At 41.2% G+C, this 18,685-nt stretch carries 8 protein-coding genes and 1 pseudogene; 8 read left to right on the top strand and 1 reads right to left on the bottom strand.

The genetic code is table 11. The features are described 5' to 3' along the window. Positions 1 to 6 precede the first annotated feature (6 nt). The 4 genes and pseudogenes from ODU34_RS01970 to ODU34_RS01955 form a co-directional block, all read left to right on the top strand. A pseudogene (locus ODU34_RS01970) lies at positions 7 to 333 on the top strand (nuclear transport factor 2 family protein); the annotation flags it as partial. An 846-nt stretch (positions 334 to 1,179) separates the two neighbouring features. After that, a complete protein-coding gene (locus tag ODU34_RS01965) occupies positions 1,180 to 7,656 on the top strand; it encodes a YPDG domain-containing protein (protein WP_398578492.1) in 6,477 nt (2,158 codons plus the stop codon). A 572-nt stretch (positions 7,657 to 8,228) separates the two neighbouring features. After that, positions 8,229 to 10,991 (top strand): G5 domain-containing protein, encoded by a 2,763-nt coding sequence (locus ODU34_RS01960; RefSeq protein ID WP_398582917.1) that lies wholly within the window; start codon positions 8,229 to 8,231, stop codon positions 10,989 to 10,991. Between the two features lie 635 nt (positions 10,992 to 11,626). After that, positions 11,627 to 12,751 (top strand): aminotransferase, encoded by a 1,125-nt coding sequence (locus ODU34_RS01955; protein ID WP_105179354.1) that lies wholly within the window; start codon positions 11,627 to 11,629, stop codon positions 12,749 to 12,751. Between the two features lie 14 nt (positions 12,752 to 12,765). Here the strand turns inward: ODU34_RS01955 and ODU34_RS01950 are convergent, their stop codons facing one another. Next, a complete protein-coding gene (locus tag ODU34_RS01950) occupies positions 12,766 to 13,947 on the bottom strand; it encodes a DUF2974 domain-containing protein (protein ID WP_105179353.1) in 1,182 nt (393 codons plus the stop codon). Between the two features lie 169 nt (positions 13,948 to 14,116). Between ODU34_RS01950 and ODU34_RS01945 the strand changes: the two genes are divergently transcribed. From ODU34_RS01945 to ODU34_RS01930, 4 genes are all read left to right on the top strand, one after another. Beyond that, positions 14,117 to 14,800: a response regulator transcription factor gene (locus ODU34_RS01945; protein ID WP_002936735.1), complete on the top strand. Its 684-nt coding sequence runs from the start codon at positions 14,117 to 14,119 to the stop codon at positions 14,798 to 14,800. Then, positions 14,793 to 15,785, top strand: coding sequence for a HAMP domain-containing sensor histidine kinase (locus tag ODU34_RS01940; RefSeq protein ID WP_105179352.1), 993 nt, complete (start codon positions 14,793 to 14,795; stop codon positions 15,783 to 15,785). The genes ODU34_RS01945 and ODU34_RS01940 overlap by 8 nt, the downstream gene beginning before the upstream one ends. A gap of 95 nt (positions 15,786 to 15,880) precedes the next feature. Next, positions 15,881 to 16,639, top strand: coding sequence for an ABC transporter ATP-binding protein (locus ODU34_RS01935; RefSeq protein ID WP_105179351.1), 759 nt, complete (start codon positions 15,881 to 15,883; stop codon positions 16,637 to 16,639). Between the two features lies 1 nt (position 16,640). Next, positions 16,641 to 18,644 carry an FtsX-like permease family protein gene (locus ODU34_RS01930; protein WP_398578335.1) on the top strand — a complete coding sequence of 668 codons (2,004 nt, stop codon included), beginning with the start codon at positions 16,641 to 16,643 and terminating at the stop codon, positions 18,642 to 18,644. Positions 18,645 to 18,685: the final 41 nt, after the last annotated feature.

The following is an 18,685-nucleotide window of genomic DNA, read 5'->3' as shown; positions in this document are numbered from 1 at the left end:
AACATCATGTCACATCAACTAGATAACGCTAAAAATCTTTACCTTCGTGGCATTCGGGACGGGGAAATCAAGGAAGTTCATGAAAACTATATGGGGGCTACTTACACCCAGCACAGTACGGGTGTGCCTGATGAGAAAGAGGGCTTTGTAGCTTTCTTTGAGGACTTTTTCAAACGCAATCCCAAGCGGGAAATCACCATTGTGCGTGCCATTGAGGATGGGAATTTTGTCTTTGTCCATGTTCACCAGAAACTCAATGACGGTGAGGCTGACTGGGTGACGGCGGACATCTTCCGTTCGGATAAAAATGGTCGTATCGTCGAGCATTGGGACAACAAAGAAGTCATGCCAGACAAAAAAGACTTGACGAATTTAGGGAAGTTTTAATCCATTAAATGATGAAAGTAGGCATATGCTTTTGTTAATGCTATTAAGTTAACTGGTAGTTGGAAATACTTTGTTTGTAACAGTCATAGAGGTCAGATTTGGAGTGTAAAACACAAACCGTGGAAATGTGCTCTGCAAATCCTATTTAATCTTTGAGGCTGCGCGAAAAGTCTTAAAATATAGAAAATAGCTTAGAATTACGTCGTCAAAAACGTTGATTTTAAGCTATTTTTGTTTGTTCAAATTTTAATTGAAGCGGGAAACGAGTGTAGCTTCCGTCAAACAGTCCGTGGGGGAGTGTTGAAAGTTTGAAATAAAGCAAACATAGCGTATCTATAAAATGAAATCCTTTTTACACGTAATGCTATGTGCAAATCAAAAGGGAATTTGAAAAATTCTAGAAAAAATTTAAGAATATACATTTAGAAATATATTAAATTTTATATTTGTTAAGTTCAGAATGCTTATTCTATAAGGCTTCTAAAGAATGGCTTTTGGGTGAAATAATAGTATTAGTCTTCAAACAAATAAAAATACAGATAAAACAGGGAAAATATTCACTTTAAAATCAAGTTTATTTCTTGAAAAAACGCATAAAACCTTGACAAATTTGAAGATAGGGTGATAAAATAAACAAGCTAGTAGTGAATGGCATTTAATAATTATAGTTTTAAGTTATCTTTTTATAAATTTATAAAGCTGTCCTAAAGTGAGGCAAACTGTAGAAATAGTTTGAAGTATCAATGTCAGTTGCTCTGGTTATGTTTTTTAATAAAGAAGGAGATCGTTAACATGGAACGAAAACGACCGAAAAAATTTGATTGGTACAATGCCAAGCAACGTTTTTCAATTCGTAAGTATCATTGTGGAGCCGCAAGTGTATTACTTGGGGTATCGCTTGCTTTGTCAGGAGGTATGGAAGTTTCAGCATTGACGATGGATACAGCGCCATCAAATTCTGCTGCTGAGACAATAAGTTTATCTACTGATAAAACGGAGGTATCCACTGATGCAACAACATCAACAGATACGACTGCAACAGATGCTGTGTCCTCTAAGGATGTGGTAGAGCGTGCAACAAAAATTGACTATACAGTTGAATATCAAGATGAAACTGGTACTGCTGTAGCTACAGTAGCCAAATCAATTGATTTGACTACAAAAGACCCTATTGCGATTGCAGTTGTGACTGAGACAGCCGAGCTACCGAAAGGGTATCAACTAGCAGCCAATGAAGTGGCAACGATTAATTCTGGAGTAGTAGAAGGAGGAAGTACAAAAATTGTTTTCAAAGTTGTGAAGCAAGCAGCGGAGACAGCAAGCGTAACAACCTCAACTTTACCAATTGATACTGCAATCTCAACGTCATCGGCTGTACCAGCTGAATTTAAAGCAAGGGCAGCTACAGAGCCAGCAACTATTGAAGACGTAAAACATCTTTTAGCCCAAGTGTCATCTGAAGCGGCAGTTCTTGCCTCACAGGGTGAGAGATTGGTTGCAACAACTGAATCTAATAATTCATTGCTAAAAACTGCAGTGACAAATGCTCGTTTGGTAGCTAAAGAATCTGACCTATTACTGGCAAATTCAGCCGCAACGGTTGAACAGTTGTATAAACAGATTGATTCGGTTCGTACAAACGTAGAAGCACTAGCTGTGGAATTGCGCAAATTTAGTCCAGATGGTGTCATCACGGCTCAATTAGGTGCAACAGCCCTTGCGGACCCTGTGGAAGTTTTAAATCGTCCATCCGATTGGAAATATGGTATCAAGTCAGTTACATCTCAATATATTGGTAAAGACTCAGAAGGCTTAGATATGGTCAAATGGGTGATTACCCATGATTCGAAAGCAAGCAAGCATTGGCAATATGTCATGATTGCAACTAGCGATAAGTTTAATAATACCGCTGGTGGTGGTGATATTAAAATTACTTCTGGTTCTCCAGATTTACATGTATATAGTTACCAAGGAAACTTCGGTTATGTCAACTTTGATGGAGAATTAGCTAAGTATTTTGGAGCACCAAATGGGTCCGGTTTTACTCAAAATGAACGTCCTAGTGCAGGGGCTGGGGCAAACAGGATTATTCTAGAGGATAGGTCTTGGCGTGATTCGACTGCTCCTAACTATGTTATTGAAGTAATCACCCACGGGCCGAACCACACACTCTATGTACGTTCTTCTGCTTCTCTGACACGTTTGGACACTGAGCAAGACTTAAGAAATTCTTCAGCAACTAGCAACCCTGATTGGGATGATACTCTAACCCGTTTAACTAAAGAGCAACGTTATGGAGATAGAAAAATCATCACTGATGACGGTTTCTTGAAGGGTGCTGGTCCGATAGAAGAAAATACACCATCGACAGCTACCAATAAGCACGACATCTTTATCTTCAATAAGACACCAATTAAGACAGTTGATAGCTCTAATAAGCCAGATGGTTTGGATAAGGTAAAAATCGCTGACTTAGTAGATCCAGAAGGTATTAAGTCTGTCGAAGTTAACCAACCAAGTTCATTAGGTTATTCAGTAGACAAAGACGGAAACGCATACGGTACTGCTTCTGTAGACAAACTTGGTTATTATTCTCGCGGACTGAAAGTGACAGATAATAAGGACAATGTAACCGATGTCCTTTCCAACAATAAATACATGACCTATGTTTTGGATACTGCCGTTAAAGGTACTGTAATCAAAGAAGACTGGGAAGGTGTCACTGAAAGCGATATTCTAAGCCAAGTAGAAGTCAATACAGGTGGTGTAACTAATGTAGCAGAAGGCAAGGGTTACCGTAAAGTTCTCTTGAAGAATGAGAATGAAGATTTGTCTAAACTTAAAGCCGGTACTTATGTATTTACAGTCAGGGTTGTTACAGATTCTAACGTTTACAAAGAGGAAGAAGTCACTGTCATTGTGAAAGCCACTGTAAGTACAGTTGAAATTACTGACTTTAAAGAAGGTGACAGAAGTGTTGAGCTTGTTCCAAAATCTGACGTTGACCAAATCTTTGTCGGAGTTCAAGGGAAATCTGTTAAATTAGTGAAAAAGCCAGATGGAACTTATGTGGCGGAGGAAAATGAGGCGAATGTCACTGTATCAACTGAGCCAAAAACAGGAAATATCACTCTAACCTTACCAGATGGAAAAACTTTTGCGGCAAGAGATCGTGTTGTTACTCGTGCTGAAAAGCAAGATCCTACCGAGCTAGATGGCTATGTTAGATCTCCAGAAGTAGAGAAATTTGCGACTGCCTTGAGCAATGTTGTAAAAGCAAAGCCAAACTATCCAGTCACAAATGTCGTTCCAGGTACTCCAGCTATCTCAACACCTACATTTACAGATGCAAGCGGTCGACCAGTAGCAGCTCCAAAGAATGCAACTTATGAAATTCCATCAGATTTCAAAGTTCCAGAAGGATATACTGCAAAGATCAACCCAACGACAGGCGTTGTAACAGTTACAGTTGCTAATGGCACGACAGTTGAAAGCATTGAAGTACCAGTTAAGGTGACTTATGAAGATAAGACTGTGGAGAATGCGAAAGCTAAGTTCCAATTAGACACAGATGGTGACGGTATGCCAGATGTGACCGATAAGGATGATGATAATGATGGTATTCCGGATACAGAGGATAAAAATCCTAAGAAAGCAACGAATACAGTTATTACAGCAGATGATGCTACAGTAACCGAAGGTCAACCAGTTAAACCAATCCCAGTGACTGTAACATCTGATAATCCAAAGGCAACAGTTAAAGTAACAGGCTTGCCAGATGGTCTCACATTTGATCCAAATAAAGGAGAAGTCACAGGAACTCCTAAGAAGATTACAAATTGGGGCAAAGATGAAGAGAAACGTGATTTCACTGTAACAGTTGAAGCTAAGGATGATAAAGGTAATCCGATTGTTGACAAAGACAATAAACCAGTAATCAAAACCATTACAATTACTGTTCAACGCGATACAGATGGCGATGGTATGCCAGATGTGACCGATAAGGATGATGATAACGACGGTATTTCAGATGAAGTCGAAAAAGAAAAAGGTACCGATCCAAAAGTACCGAATGCGGGCATAGCAGTAACGCCTAAAGATGTTCTTGAAGGCAAACCAGTTCCAGATGGCACCCAAGTTGTCAAACCAGAATCACCTAAGACAGTAATCACTCCATCTGCTCCAGTCAACGGCGTATCAGTAGATGGCAATGGTAACCTTGTAGGTACACCAAAAGTAGACGATTGGGGCAAAGACGAAGAAGAACGTGAAATCACTATCCCAGTCACTGTTACCACAGATGGCGAATCTAAAGTAGTTAATGTACCAGTCACCATCCAACGCGATACAGATGGCGACGGTATGCCAGATGTGACTGATACTGATGATGACAACGATGGCATCTCAGATGAAGTCGAAAAAGAAAAAGGTACCGATCCAAAAGTACCGAATGTGGGCATATCAGTAACGCCTAAAGATGTTCTTGAAGGCAAACCAGTTCCGGATGGCACTCAAGTTGTCAAACCAGAATCACCTAAGACAGTAATCACTCCATCTACTCCTGTCAACGGCGTATCAGTAGATGGCAATGGTAACCTTGTAGGCACACCAAAAGTAGACGATTGGGGCAAAGATGAAGAAGAACGTAAGATCACTATCCCAGTTACTGTTACCACAGATGGCGAGTCTAAAGTAATTGATGTTCCAGTTACAATCCAACGTGATACAGATGGCGATGGTATGCCAGACGTAACCGATAAAGATGATGATAATGATGGTATTCTAGATACAGAAGATCCAGCTCCAAAAGATCCAACAAAACCTAATACAGGTGTAACCGTAACGCCTAAAGATGTTCTTGAAGGTCAACCAGTTCCAGATGGTACCCAAGTTGTCAAACCAGAATCACCTAAGACAGTAATCACACCATCTGCTCCAGTCAACGGCGTATCAGTAGATGGCAATGGTAACCTTGTAGGTACACCAAAAGTAGACGATTGGGGCAAAGATGAAGAAGAACGTGAAATCACTATCCCAGTCACTGTTACCACAGATGGCGAATCTAAAGTAGTTAATGTACCAGTCACCATTCAACGCGATACAGATGGTGATGGTATGCCAGATGTGACTGATACTGACGATGACAACGATGGTATCTCAGATGAAGTCGAAAAAGAAAAAGGTACTGATCCAAAAGTTCCGAATGTGGGCATATCAGTAACGCCTAAAGATGTTCTTGAAGGTCAACCAGTTCCGGATGGCACTCAAGTTGTTAAACCAGAATCACCTAAGACAGTAATCACTCCATCTACTCCAGTCAATGGTGTATCAGTAGATGGCAATGGTAACCTCGTAGGCACACCAAAAGTAGACGATTGGGGCAAAGATGAAGAAGAACGTGAAATCACCGTTCCAGTCACTGTTACAACGGATGGCGAGTCTAAAGTAATCGACGTACCAGTTACGATCCAACGCGACACAGATGGCGACGGTATGCCAGATGTGACCGATAAGGATGATGATAACGACGGTATTTCAGATGAAGTCGAAAAAGAAAAAGGTACTGATCCAAAAGTTCCGAACGCTGGTGTGACCGTAACGCCTAAAGATGTTCTTGAAGGTCAACCAGTTCCAGATGGCACCCAAGTTGTTAAACCAGAATCACCTAAGACAGTAATCACACCATCTGAGCCAGTCAATGGTGTATCAGTAGATGGCAATGGTAACCTTGTAGGCACACCAAAAGTAGACGATTGGGGCAAAGACGAAGAAGAACGTAAGATCACTATCCCAGTCACTGTTACAACGGATGGCGAGTCTAAAGTAATCGACGTTCCAGTTACAATCCAACGCGACACAGATGGCGATGGTATGCCAGATGTAACTGATACTGACGATGACAACGATGGTATCTCAGATGAAGTCGAAAAAGAAAAAGGTACTGATCCAAAAGTTCCGAATGTGGACGTATCAGTAACGCCTAAAGATGTTCTTGAAGGTCAACCAGTTCCGGATGGCACCCAAGTTGTCAAACCAGAATCACCTAAGACAGTAATCACCCCATCTGCTCCGATTAACGGCGTATCAGTAGATGGCAATGGTAACCTTGTAGGCACACCAAAAGTAGACGATTGGGGCAAAGATGAAGAAGAACGTGAAATCACTATCCCAGTTACTGTTACAACAGATGGCGAATCTAAATTAATTGACGTTCCAGTTACCATCCAACGCGACACAGATGGCGACGGTATGCCAGATGTGACTGATACTGATGATGACAACGACGGTATTACTGATGAAGTAGAGAAGGAAAACGGCACCGATCCTAAGTCTCCTAATACAGGTGTAACCGTAACGCCTAAAGATGTTCTTGAAGGTCAACCAGTTCCGGATGGCACCCAAGTTGTCAAACCAGAATCACCTAAGACAGTAATCACTCCATCTGCTCCGGTCAACGGCGTATCAGTAGATGGCAATGGTAATCTTGTAGGTATACCAAAAGTGGACGATTGGGGCAAAGACGAAGAAGAACGTAAGATCACTATCCCAGTTACTGTTACAACAGATGGCGAATCTAAAGTAATTGACGTTCCAGTCACCATCCAACGCGACACAGATGGCGATGGTATGCCAGATGTGACTGATACTGACGATGACAACGATGGCATCTCAGATGAAGTCGAAAAAGAAAAAGGTACTGATCCAAAAGTTCCGAACGCTGGTGTGACAGTAACACCTAAAGATGTTCTTGAAGGTCAACCGGTTCCAGATGGTACCCAAGTTGTCAAACCAGAATCACCTAAGACAGTAATCACTCCATCTGCTCCAGTCAATGGCGTATCAGTAGATGGCAATGGTAACCTTGTAGGCACACCAAAAGTAGACGATTGGGGTAAAGACGAAGAAGAACGTAAGATCACTATCCCAGTTACTGTTACAACAGATGGCGAGTCTAAAGTAATTGACGTTCCAGTTACAATCCAACGCGACACAGATGGCGACGGTATGCCAGATGTGACTGATACTGACGATGACAACGATGGCATCTCAGATGAAGTCGAAAAAGAAAAAGGTACTGATCCAAAAGTTCCGAACGCTGGTGTGACAGTAACACCTAAATCGACCGAAACTAAGTCAACGAAATCTACGACAGCTCAACTACCAAATACAGGTGAAACAAGCACTGTTGCAGTTTCAGCTCTTGGTGTAGGCATGTTGATTGCAACACTTGCCTTTGCAGGTAAGCGTCGTAAAAAAGGTGAAGAATAATTAGGTTTAAGAACCCATAATCTCCACTTTTAAATATACAAAACAACCTCCGAGATTTATTCTTGGAGGTGGTTTGTTGTACGAATAATCACCCAAATAACGAGGTATCTATCCAATCACTCCCTTCTTCAGTATACTGTTAGAAAAAACAAAACTGGAGGGTATTTTGATGTCACCCCCTCTTCTGCGGAGATTGAAAGAGTTGGCTTGAATGAACAAGAATTTTTGCTATTATATAAAGGTTTTTGATAATAAAAAATAACTTAGTTAAATGGTGAAAAAGATGTTGGATAGGTAGCTTGTTGAGGAGAAATAACCTCATTTTTACTGTAAAATAAGACTCAATTCCTTGGGGGTGAGATGCTATTCTTAGAAAATTGTAAATATCATAAAAACACTCTGAAGAAATTATAGACCTATATAATAAATACATGTATTTTTTGTTGGAATGGCACGCTTGATTTGTGATAATGTTAGCTTTTCATAAAGTGCTGTGATATAATCAGTTGTGTATTGATAACTTATCTTGTGCAGTTGCGACTTAGCATAAGAGGAATTAATGAGGAAAAAAAGTGAAAAAAAATAAAATTAAATTATATTCAGCGCTCATATTAACAAGTCTTGTGACAGTAGACATTAGTAGTGGTTGGAACATTAGTGCTGAAATTATAAAACAAGTACTTACCTTGGAAAATGCAATAAAGATTTCAGAAGGGAAAATCACATTAGAAAATCGTCAAGTAGACTCTCTTTTACTTGGTAGTGATATTCTGCCAGATAATGATAATGATGGTGATGGTTTAGCAAATAAAGAAGAAATCTATACCTATGAGAAAGACAAAACTACTTATTTCGGTTATTATAGTCATCCATTTCTTAAAGACAGTGATGGTGATGGTTTTTCAGATGGCACGGAGCGGACGGTTACTGATTCCCATCCTCAATTGACAGATCCCTTGAAATGGGATGTTACGTCTAGAGAGATGGCCATGTTTATGGAATTGGCTTATAGAGACGATGATTATATAAGAAAGGTACTAGATCCACTACAGCCACTTGATACTCTTTATGATGGTAGACAAGAGTATGCTATGATGCATAAGGAACTCTCTCCATACTGGCGAATGGTAAGAACTTTCCATGAAAATAATGGATTTGATGCAGTTTTGTTCGAGACGACTTCTAATTATCCATTTATCAATGCTGGTGAAGTGCAAGTCCTTGCAATTAGGGGTACAAAAGGAACTTCCGATGTGGATGATGATCTTAGTATTTTCTTTGCAACAAATCCCAAACAGGCAAATAGTATTGAAAGATTGATGGATCAGCTTCAGCAGTCCACACAAATCAATAATTTGTATTTGACAGGACATTCTTTAGGTGGTTATCTTGCGCAACGTGGCTTTATTTATGCTAATCAAAAGAACTATGATTGGGCAAAAAAATCCTACACATTTAATGCCCCCAAAATAAAAGGGCTTGTTAGCAATCTCAATGGTATTGCTGCAATAGGAGACCAGCTGACAAATGAAGGAAAATCGATTCATTATGCAACAGATAATGATACTTTAATTACTAATGGTGTTGGGCATTTTTCTGGCACAAAATTTGTTGGTAAATCCGTGGCGGGGCACGGTTCTAGATCTTTCTTAGAACCGTTAATGAATGGGCAATATGACTTTACAACGGGGGACAAGAAAAGCATTAATGAGACAGGTTACATTGATCCCAAATTAGCTAATTTATATTATTTTACATTGCCAGAAGCAAATGTCTATGAACCAATTTTTTCTAATGAAGAAATTTTTGAGGGAGAAGAAGTAGATTTTAATGATAATCTTACCAATTCTAAGGACCTCCCTAATACTATAACTATACAAGATATTACTCCAAAAGGCACTGTTAATACGAATAAAGAGGGAGATTATCTTGCAACTGTACAAGTTTTGTATTCTGACAATAGCTATGATGTACTGCAAATTCCTGTAAAAGTGCATAAGAAAGACTATCCTACCTCTCTAAGTGTAGCCCTTCCTGAAGCTGTCATTACGGAGAAAGAAATCCCTTTTGATACCCTTTATCAAGATGATCCCACTCTTCCAGTTGGTCAAGAGTTCGAGCAAGTTGTCGGTGTAACAGGAAAAACCAATGTGATTAGTATTGGAGACCAGACGACAGAGGTCGTTACCACTGCCAAAGTAGATCGCATTGTTAGAGTTGGTACGAAGTTAGCAGCTGCTCAGAGTGCAGACCTTGCCGAAGCTGTTATCACGGAGAAAGAAATCCCTTTTGATACCCTTTATCAAGACGATCCCACACTTCCAGTTGGTCAAGAGTTTGAGCAAGTTGCCGGTGTAACAGGAAAAACCAATGTGATTAGTATTGGAGACCAGACGACAGAGGTCGTTACCACTGCCAAAGTAGATCGCATTGTTAGAGTTGGTACGAAGTTAGCAGCTGCTCAGAGTGCAGACCTTGCCGAAGCTGTTATCACGGAGAAAGAAATCCCTTTTGATACCCTTTATCAAGACGATCCCACACTTCCAGTTGGTCAAGAGTTTGAGCAAGTTGCCGGTGTAACAGGAAAAACCAATGTGATTAGTATTGGAGACCAGACGACAGAGGTCGTTACCACTGCCAAAGTAGATCGCATTGTTAGAGTTGGTACGAAGTTGGCAGCTGCTCAGAGTGCAGACCTTGCCGAAGCTGTTATCACGGAGAAAGAAATCCCTTTTGATACTCTTTATCAAGATGATCCCACACTTCCAGTTGGTCAAGAGTCTGAGCAAGTTGCCGGTGTAACAGGAAAAATCAATGTGATTAGTATTGGAGACCAGACGACAGAGGTCATTACCACTGCCAAAGTAGATCGTATTGTTAGAGTTGGTACGAAGTTAGCAGCTGCTCAGAGTGCAGACCTTGCCGAAGCTGTTATCACGGAGAAAGAAATCCCTTTTGATACTCTTTATCAAGACGACCCTACTCTTCCAGTTGGTCAAGAGTCTGAGCAAGTTGCCGGTGTAACAGGAAAAACTAATGTGATTAGTATTGGAGCCCAGACGATAGATGATGTTCGAGAGGTTGCTGCTGGTTCATTAGACTTGGTTTCTACATCTGACTTAGGGGAATCTCGGGAGTACACTGCTAAAAATAAGGTAATTAATGGTACAAATACAGATGATGTTCTAAAACCTAAGAGACTTCCTCAAACCGGAGAAAATAAAGGGAGCTTACAGACTTTTTTCGCAGTAGTTGGTATCGCAATGATTAGTGTTTTGGTTTATGTTAAGAATCAAAAAAATCTGATTTTCTCGAAATTAAAACAAAAGATGTAGAACACTGTAAATCCTTTTTGTATCAGCAAGTCGTGCTAATACTAAAGATCTAATGATTCAGTCAACTGAAATGGATTAAAGATTATTTGTTAGGTAGGAAAAGTTCCAGAATTAAATCGTAATTTTGGGACTTTTTTTCAATATACTCCATTATTGGGCGGTACAGATTATCCGTTGTCAACTTGCATTGATGAACCCTGGTCCTATCTTTAATTTTGTTTTTAAGGCTACTTTTGATGTTTATTGAGTAGAATATGAGAGTGTGGCAATCATATATTCCTTTTTGGTACGTCGGGGATGAAGTGAAAGTTCTTTGTGGCATCTGCTATTGGTATTGGTGAACCCAAAATAGACTTCTAAGCCTGACTACTGTGAGGCGGCGGATTAAAACGACTTCCTGACTGTTTCAATCAGGCAAGGCGTGTTCAAACAATCCATTGGAGTTTTTCACGCGTCGAAGTAGTAAAATAGAAACTAAATGATGATACAATCAGTATTCTCTCAAAAAATTAACTTGATTAGCGACAAACTATTTCTTACAGAAAAGTACTTTACTTGGGAATGTTTGTATATGTATACGTAATTTTAAGTAATATGGTACAATAAGGGCAGAATAAATAAAAGTAGGAAGTCTTATGAAATTACCACGTTTTGGTGTTGAGGAATGGCTGAATGTCCATGAAAATAGCGCGATTTATGATATAGCAGGGGTGTCCATTTCTTCATTGACTTTGGAGGAATTGTTTGCCTTGTCGGGCACCAATCCTGAGGATTTTTATGAGAAATTGCAGGGCACCAAGCTCAACTATGGCTGGATAGAAGGTTCGCCAGCATTTAAAAAATCAGTTAGTCAACTCTATACAGGCGTCAAGCCAGAACAAATTCTCCAGACCAACGGGGCAACAGGGGCCAACTTGTTAGTTCTTTATAGTTTGATTGAACCAGGAGACCATGTCATTTCCCTTTATCCGACCTACCAACAACTCTACGATATTCCAAAGTCCTTGGGAGCAGAAGTAGATTTGTGGCAGATTGAGGAGGAAAATGGCTGGTTGCCAGACTTGGAAAAACTGCGTCAGCTCATTCGTCCTAACACTAAGATGATTTGCATCAACAATGCCAATAATCCAACTGGTGCTGTCATGGATAGGACTTATTTGGAAGAATTGGCGGAAATTGCTGGTGAAGTTGGAGCTTACATTCTATCGGATGAAGTCTATCGTTCCTTTTCTGAGCTGGATGTGCCATCTATTATAGAAGTCTATGATAAAGGAATTGCTGTAAATAGCTTATCCAAGACCTACTCCCTGCCAGGAATTCGTATTGGTTGGGTGGCTGCCAATCTTGAAGTGACAGATATATTGAGAGATTATCGGGATTACACTATGATTTGTGCAGGTGTCTTTGACGACCTGGTGGCTCAATTAGCCTTGGCACATTATCAAGAAATTCTAGAACGAAATCGGCGTATTTTAGAAGAAAATCTAGCAATTTTGGACCAATGGATTGAGAATGAACCCCTCGTTTCCTATATCCGTCCAGCGGTTGTTTCTAGCAGCTTTGTCAAGATTGCAGTAGATATGCCTATGGAAGATTTTTGCTTGCAACTTCTGCAGGAATACGGTGTTCTCCTAGTTCCTGGTAATCGATTTGAACGTGACGGCTATGTCCGTCTAGGTTTTGCCTGTGAACAAGATATTCTAATCAAAGGATTAGAAAAACTATCCCAATTTTTAAGAAGATTTGATAAAGAAAACTAGCTCAGGTGGTTGAGCTAGTTTTCTTTATTTTCAGCTGTATTTCTTTGAAACAATTTCCGCCAATCTGGTAGAGAGATTTCAGGGCTTGGAATGGAAGTGCTAATATTGTCCCTCCAAATTTGGTAGCGGGTATCAAAGAGTTGCCGAATGAGTTTGTCCATCATGTCCGCCTCTTGAGGAGATAATTCTTTTCTCAATCGGTCCATTTCCTGCAATTTCTGTAGGGGATTTACCGTGATGTCGCTAAAACGTTCAATTCCTGCTTTGATGAAGATGCCGAAAAACAAATCGAAGAAGTCTCGTAATTCATCGTCTGTTAAACTAGCCGTCCAAGTTTTTAAGGCTTGGTCGGTTTGTAGGCTATCGCTGGTCAGGGCAGGAGCTAGTTTGAAGTCGCTTCCGTCAACCTCCCAAGAAAAACTGATATGTTGTAGAATGCCGAGGGTATTACTCTGAACGATTTGAGCATTTTCTGGTGTTTCTAACATCATACCGACAATTGAATTCTGGGGAATGACAGGGAAAATCCGTTGGTGAATAGCTTGGTAACTAGGTGCTTCCAAGTGTTTTTTGTGTAAGCCAGGTGAATCAAAGGGATAGATAGCTAGGATTCTATCCTGTTGGTCTGTAGCTTGCTGGCATGCTGCATAGAGGGCTAAATTTCCGCCTTTCGAATGACCTGCCAGATAAAAATGGCCCATCTGCTGCATCATAAGTTTTTCTAAGTAGCCACTCGCTGCACGTTGGGCAGGAATTTCATCCATATAGGTCATGTGGAAGTCTTCTTTCCAACCGATAATGGTGTCGTCTGTTCCCCTGAAGCAAGTCACAATCGTTTTTCGGTCAATGCGATAGCTGATTGCTGAAAACTGCTTTTCCTGTTCCAACTGATAATCGTCAACGAAGCCAAATGCCTTGATAGATTTGAAGCGTTTGGATTTGGCTAGAAGTCCAAGTAAGGCTAGGCGGTTTTTGGTCACCATAGAAAAGGGAGGGAAATTATTTTTGTAGGTCTCTTCAAAGGCCGTTGCCAACCGATCAAGTCGTACACCATTTTCTATAAAAGAGTAGGGGACCAGATTATCAAAAGGGAGGTAGGAAAGTTCGGTCAGAGCCAGAATATCCAGCTTATTGATAGGTTTATCATAAAAAATATCGTATTGAGTTTCTTCAATATAGGTTAATAAATTCGGCATAGCAGTCCTTTCCTTTTTTATCTAGTATAACGAAATATGTGGGGAATGACAAATCTGCACCACTGATGACCTGGTTTTTTAGTCAACTTCTTGTGTAAATGTATAAAAATACTCAAATTTGTTCCAATGTAAGCTATAATAAATAGTAGGGATATGAAAGGAGATAGTTATGCAGAAAATTCTTCTTATCGAGGACGATAAAACGATTAGTCAACTAGTTGCTAAAAACTTGATAAACTGGGGTTACCAGGTGCAAGAGGTCAAGGATTTTCAGATGGTTTTGGAACAGATGGAAGAGTTTCAGCCCCATTTGATTTTACTGGATATTGGCCTGCCTTTTTTCAATGGCTATTACTGGTGTCAGGAAATTCGCAAGACATCCCGTGTGCCCATTATGTTTCTGTCTTCCCATGACCAGCCAATGGATATTGTTATGGCGATCAATATGGGGGCGGATGACTATGTGACCAAACCCTTTGAAATGACGGTTCTCCTGGCCAAAATACAGGGGCTTCTCAGAAGAACCTATGACTTTGTTGGTGAACAAAGTTTACTCTGGTTTGAGGAGATTTCCCTAGACTTAAAGACCATGCAGGTGTCCTATGGACAGGTTGTGGAAGAGCTGACGCGAAATGAATTTCAGATTTTACGCGTTTTATTTGAACATGGCAAGGAAGTGGTCAGCCGTGAGGAGCTGATGAGAGAACTCTGGAACAGTGATATTTTTGTGGATGACAATACTTTGTCGGTTAACATTGCTCGCCTGCGTAAAAAGTTGGCAGAACTGGGTCTACCAGATGTGATTGCGACCAAGAAAGGAGTAGGCTACGGCCTGGTGTGGACACATGAATAAGGATGATTTTGGCTCATTAGTACCAGGATTTTTGACATCATGGCTTGGTCATCGCTTGATTTTTCTGATAGCCTACGCCGTTTTTGCTGTGGCTATTCTGGCTTATAGTAGCCTCTTTGACATCAAAAGAAACCTAATTTTCTATGCCATCACCCTGCTCACTATCTGCTGGATTCTCGCCCTCCTCTGGGATTTTGTCAGGGAATTTTCCCGCTTTGGAAAAATCTGGCGTGGTCAGAAAGTAGCAACTGGGACAGCCAGTGAGCGTTTGTTGCAGGAAAAAGTGGAATGGCTAGAAGTTCAGAACAAGCAAATACTAGAAAAACAGAGACAGGAACAGACAGAATTAGATGACTACTACACCCTCTGGGCCCACCAGATGAAAACGCCTATTGCAGCCAGTCAGCTCTTGGTCAAGGAAGTAGATAGTAGTCCAGTCCGTCACCAACTGGAATCAGAACTCTTCAAGATTGAGCAATACACAGGTCTGGTCTTGAACTATCTCCGTCTACAATCCTTCCATGATGATTTGGTTATCGAATCAGTCAATTTGGATGAACTGGTCAGAAATCTAGTAAGAAAGTATTCCCTCTTTTTCATTCAGGTCAATACCAGCCTGAATCTGGGTCAGCTGGATAGGAGCGTAAAGACAGACAAACGCTGGCTGGGTCTCTTAATAGAGCAAATTTTATCTAATGCCCTCAAGTATTGTCAGGAGGGGACCATTTCGATTGTTTTGGATGGGGATGATTTGGTCATTCGCGATACGGGAATTGGGATTGCAGAGAGTGACTTGGAACGGGTCTTTGAGCGTGGTTTCTCAGGTTTCAATGGTCGCAGAACCCAGCAATCTTCGGGTCTGGGGCTCTATCTCTCACGGAAAATTGCTGCGGAGCTGGGCTATTCCCTAAAGCTAAAATCAAAAGTGGGTCGGGGAACAGAGGTGCGAATCGGTATCAAAGAAGTGGAGTTGATTTTTGATTAATCTTACAAAACTGTCACGTAAATGAAAGCTAAGGCTATGGTAGTTTATCTTGGGACCGTGTAGAATGAAGGTAGAAAAAGAAAAGGAGTCAAGTTATGTCAGTTTTAGATGTTCAACACGTTCAAAAGATATACAGTTCTCTCTTTAAGGCGGGACAGGTTGAGGCTTTGAAGGATATTCATTTTACAGTGGAAAAGGGTGAGTATGTCGCTATTATGGGTGAATCTGGTTCTGGAAAATCCACCTTGCTCAATATTTTGGCAACCCTTGATAAGCCAACGCAGGGCAAGGTCTTGCTTAACGGATTGGATACCCAGTCTATCAGGAGCAAGGAAGCGGCAGCCTTTCGTCGGGAGAAATTGGGCTTTGTCTTCCAAGATTTCAATCTCTTGGATACCCTCTCTGTCAAGGACAATGTGCTCTTACCTCTGGTTTTATCCCGCTATCCGATTGATGAGATGAACAAGCGACTCGTTCATACGCTTAATAGCCTGGGAATTGCGACCTTGCAAGACAAGATGCCCTACGAGATTTCGGGTGGTCAGCAGCAGCGAGTTGCGGTGGCGCGTGCCATCATTACCCAGCCAGAAATCCTCTTAGCGGATGAACCGACTGGGGCCCTCGACTCTAAATCAACGGCAACTCTTCTAGATATTTTTGAAAAAATCAACCAAGAAGGGCAAACCATTCTGATGGTAACCCACTCGACAGTAGCAGCTAGTCGTGCCAAACGGGTCCTCTTCATCAAGGATGGCATTCTCTACAATCAAATCTACCGAGGTGAGAGAACCAGTCAGGAAATGTATCAGCTGATTTCAGATACCTTGACACTTATGGCGAATCGAGGTGAGTAGTATGTTTGGACTAACCGTTCGATTGGCTCTGACCAATCTCAAAAAGAACCGCAGACTCTATTTTCCCTATGCCCTGATGACCATTTTGTCCACAGCCATTGCCTATATTTTTGCTTCGCTTGCCTTTCATCCTGATTTAGGTCAGGTCAAGGGGGCCAATGGAGTGATTCAAGTGCTGGGCTTCGGTATGATTGTGGTTATGCTGGCCGTTGCTATCATGGTCTTCTATGCCAATAGTTTTGTTATGAAGCAGCGGTCAAAAGAGTTTGGTGTCTATAGCATTCTTGGTCTGGAGAAAAAACATCTCTTCTTGATGACTTTTCTAGAAAATCTGGTCTTTTCAGTCGGTACCATTCTATCTGGCTTGCTCTTGGGACTGGCTCTAGATAAACTCTTCTATGCCCTCTTGCTGAAAGCCATGCAGATGCCTGTGATCCTGGCTTCAACCTTCCAGTTGAAAAGTCTGGTCACTGTACTTATCTATCTCTTTGGGATTTTTGCCTTGGTCAGCCTCTTTAATATTGGGAAATTGGGCTTGACCGGCTCACTCAAACTGGTTCAGGACAAGAAGCGTGGGGATAAGAAAACTGGCTTCCTCTGGCTGCAGACCTTCTTAGCCCTTATCTTATTGGTGGCAGGCTATGCAATTGCCCAACTAGTGACCAGTCCGATGCAGGCTATTCCAAGTTTCTTTGGTGCAACTCTTCTGGTTATCTTTGGGACTTACCTGCTCTTCCACGCAGGTGTTATCAGTCTATTAAACTGGCTAAAGAACCGTCAGACTTATTATTATAAGCCAGATAATTTCATTTCTGTATCCAACTTGATTTTCCGTATGCGGAAAAATGCTCTGGGCCTTGCGACCATTACCATCCTCTCCAGTATGTTCTTGGTGACCATGGTTGGAGGACTCAATATTTACGTCGGTGGCAAAGATTATATCGCCAATCAAAATCCAAATGACTATTCTATTGATGTTGCCTTGAAATCGACTATTTCAAAAACACAGGTAGAGGAATGGGCTGGTGCTATTGCAGAAAAGGCGGGGATTCCTGTGGAAAGCAAGGCGGTCTATCCCTATCAGCAAGCCTATTTTTCTGAGGTGACAAACCAGCAAGTAAGATTTTTGACGGATGAAGAAGCCGCTGGTATGGATTTCTCTGACCGAGTTGGGATTGGTTTTGTCCTTAATCAAGCCAGCTATGAAAAGATGACGGGAGAAAAACTCCAGTTGGAATCTGACCAAGTGGCAATTTTTAGTAAGGGAGTCCAGTATAAAGCTGGTCAAACCCTCACCTTTGATGAAAAGGAGATGGAAGTTGCCCAAGTCCTACCCAAGAATGTGACTTTAGGACATCTGCCAGACCATGGTTCCTTCCTTCTCAGCCAGTATCTGGTCATTATTGTTCAAGATTTGGCTGTTTTTGAAAATCAAGCTGAGAATCGCTATTATATGGGCTTTGAAAGCAGTCTATCAGAAGAAGAACAGGTAGAACGCTATGATGCTTTCGTATTTGGAAACTTTGAAAGCGAACTGTGGAGCTCTAATATTCTTCCAGATGGTACCAACTCAATCAGTCTAGCCTATCGTGCCTATGCGATGCGTAGTTTCTTTAGTTTTGCAGGTTCACTTTTCTTCATCGGCCTCTTGCTATCGCTCATCTTTTTGATGGCGGTGGTGCTGGTGATTTACTTCAAACAGATTTCAGAAGGTTATGAAGACAGAGATCGCTTCGTCATTATGACCAAGGTTGGTCTGGATGAGGATCAGACGAGACAGTCCATTCGCAAGCAATTGCTGACCGTCTTTTTCCTACCTATCCTACTTGCCTTTGTCCATCTTGCCTTTGCCTACAAGATGCTATCATCCATTCTTTTGTCTATCGGCGTGGTTAATGCAGGGCTTATGTTGCAGGTGACAGTAGCCATCTGTGGTGGCTATCTCCTCTTCTACCTAGTGGTCTACGCCATCACAACACGATCTTACAAACAGATTATTTCCTAAACTTGGGGCAACCCAAGTTTTTAATATTTACCACTATATTG

Source organism: Streptococcus sp. 2018WUSS126 (assembly GCF_044427425.1).
GTDB classification, from domain to species: Bacteria; Bacillota; Bacilli; order Lactobacillales; family Streptococcaceae; genus Streptococcus; species Streptococcus hashimotonensis.
The sequence above is the reverse complement of the archived record's forward strand: the minus strand, read 5'-3'. Positions and strand labels throughout refer to the sequence as shown.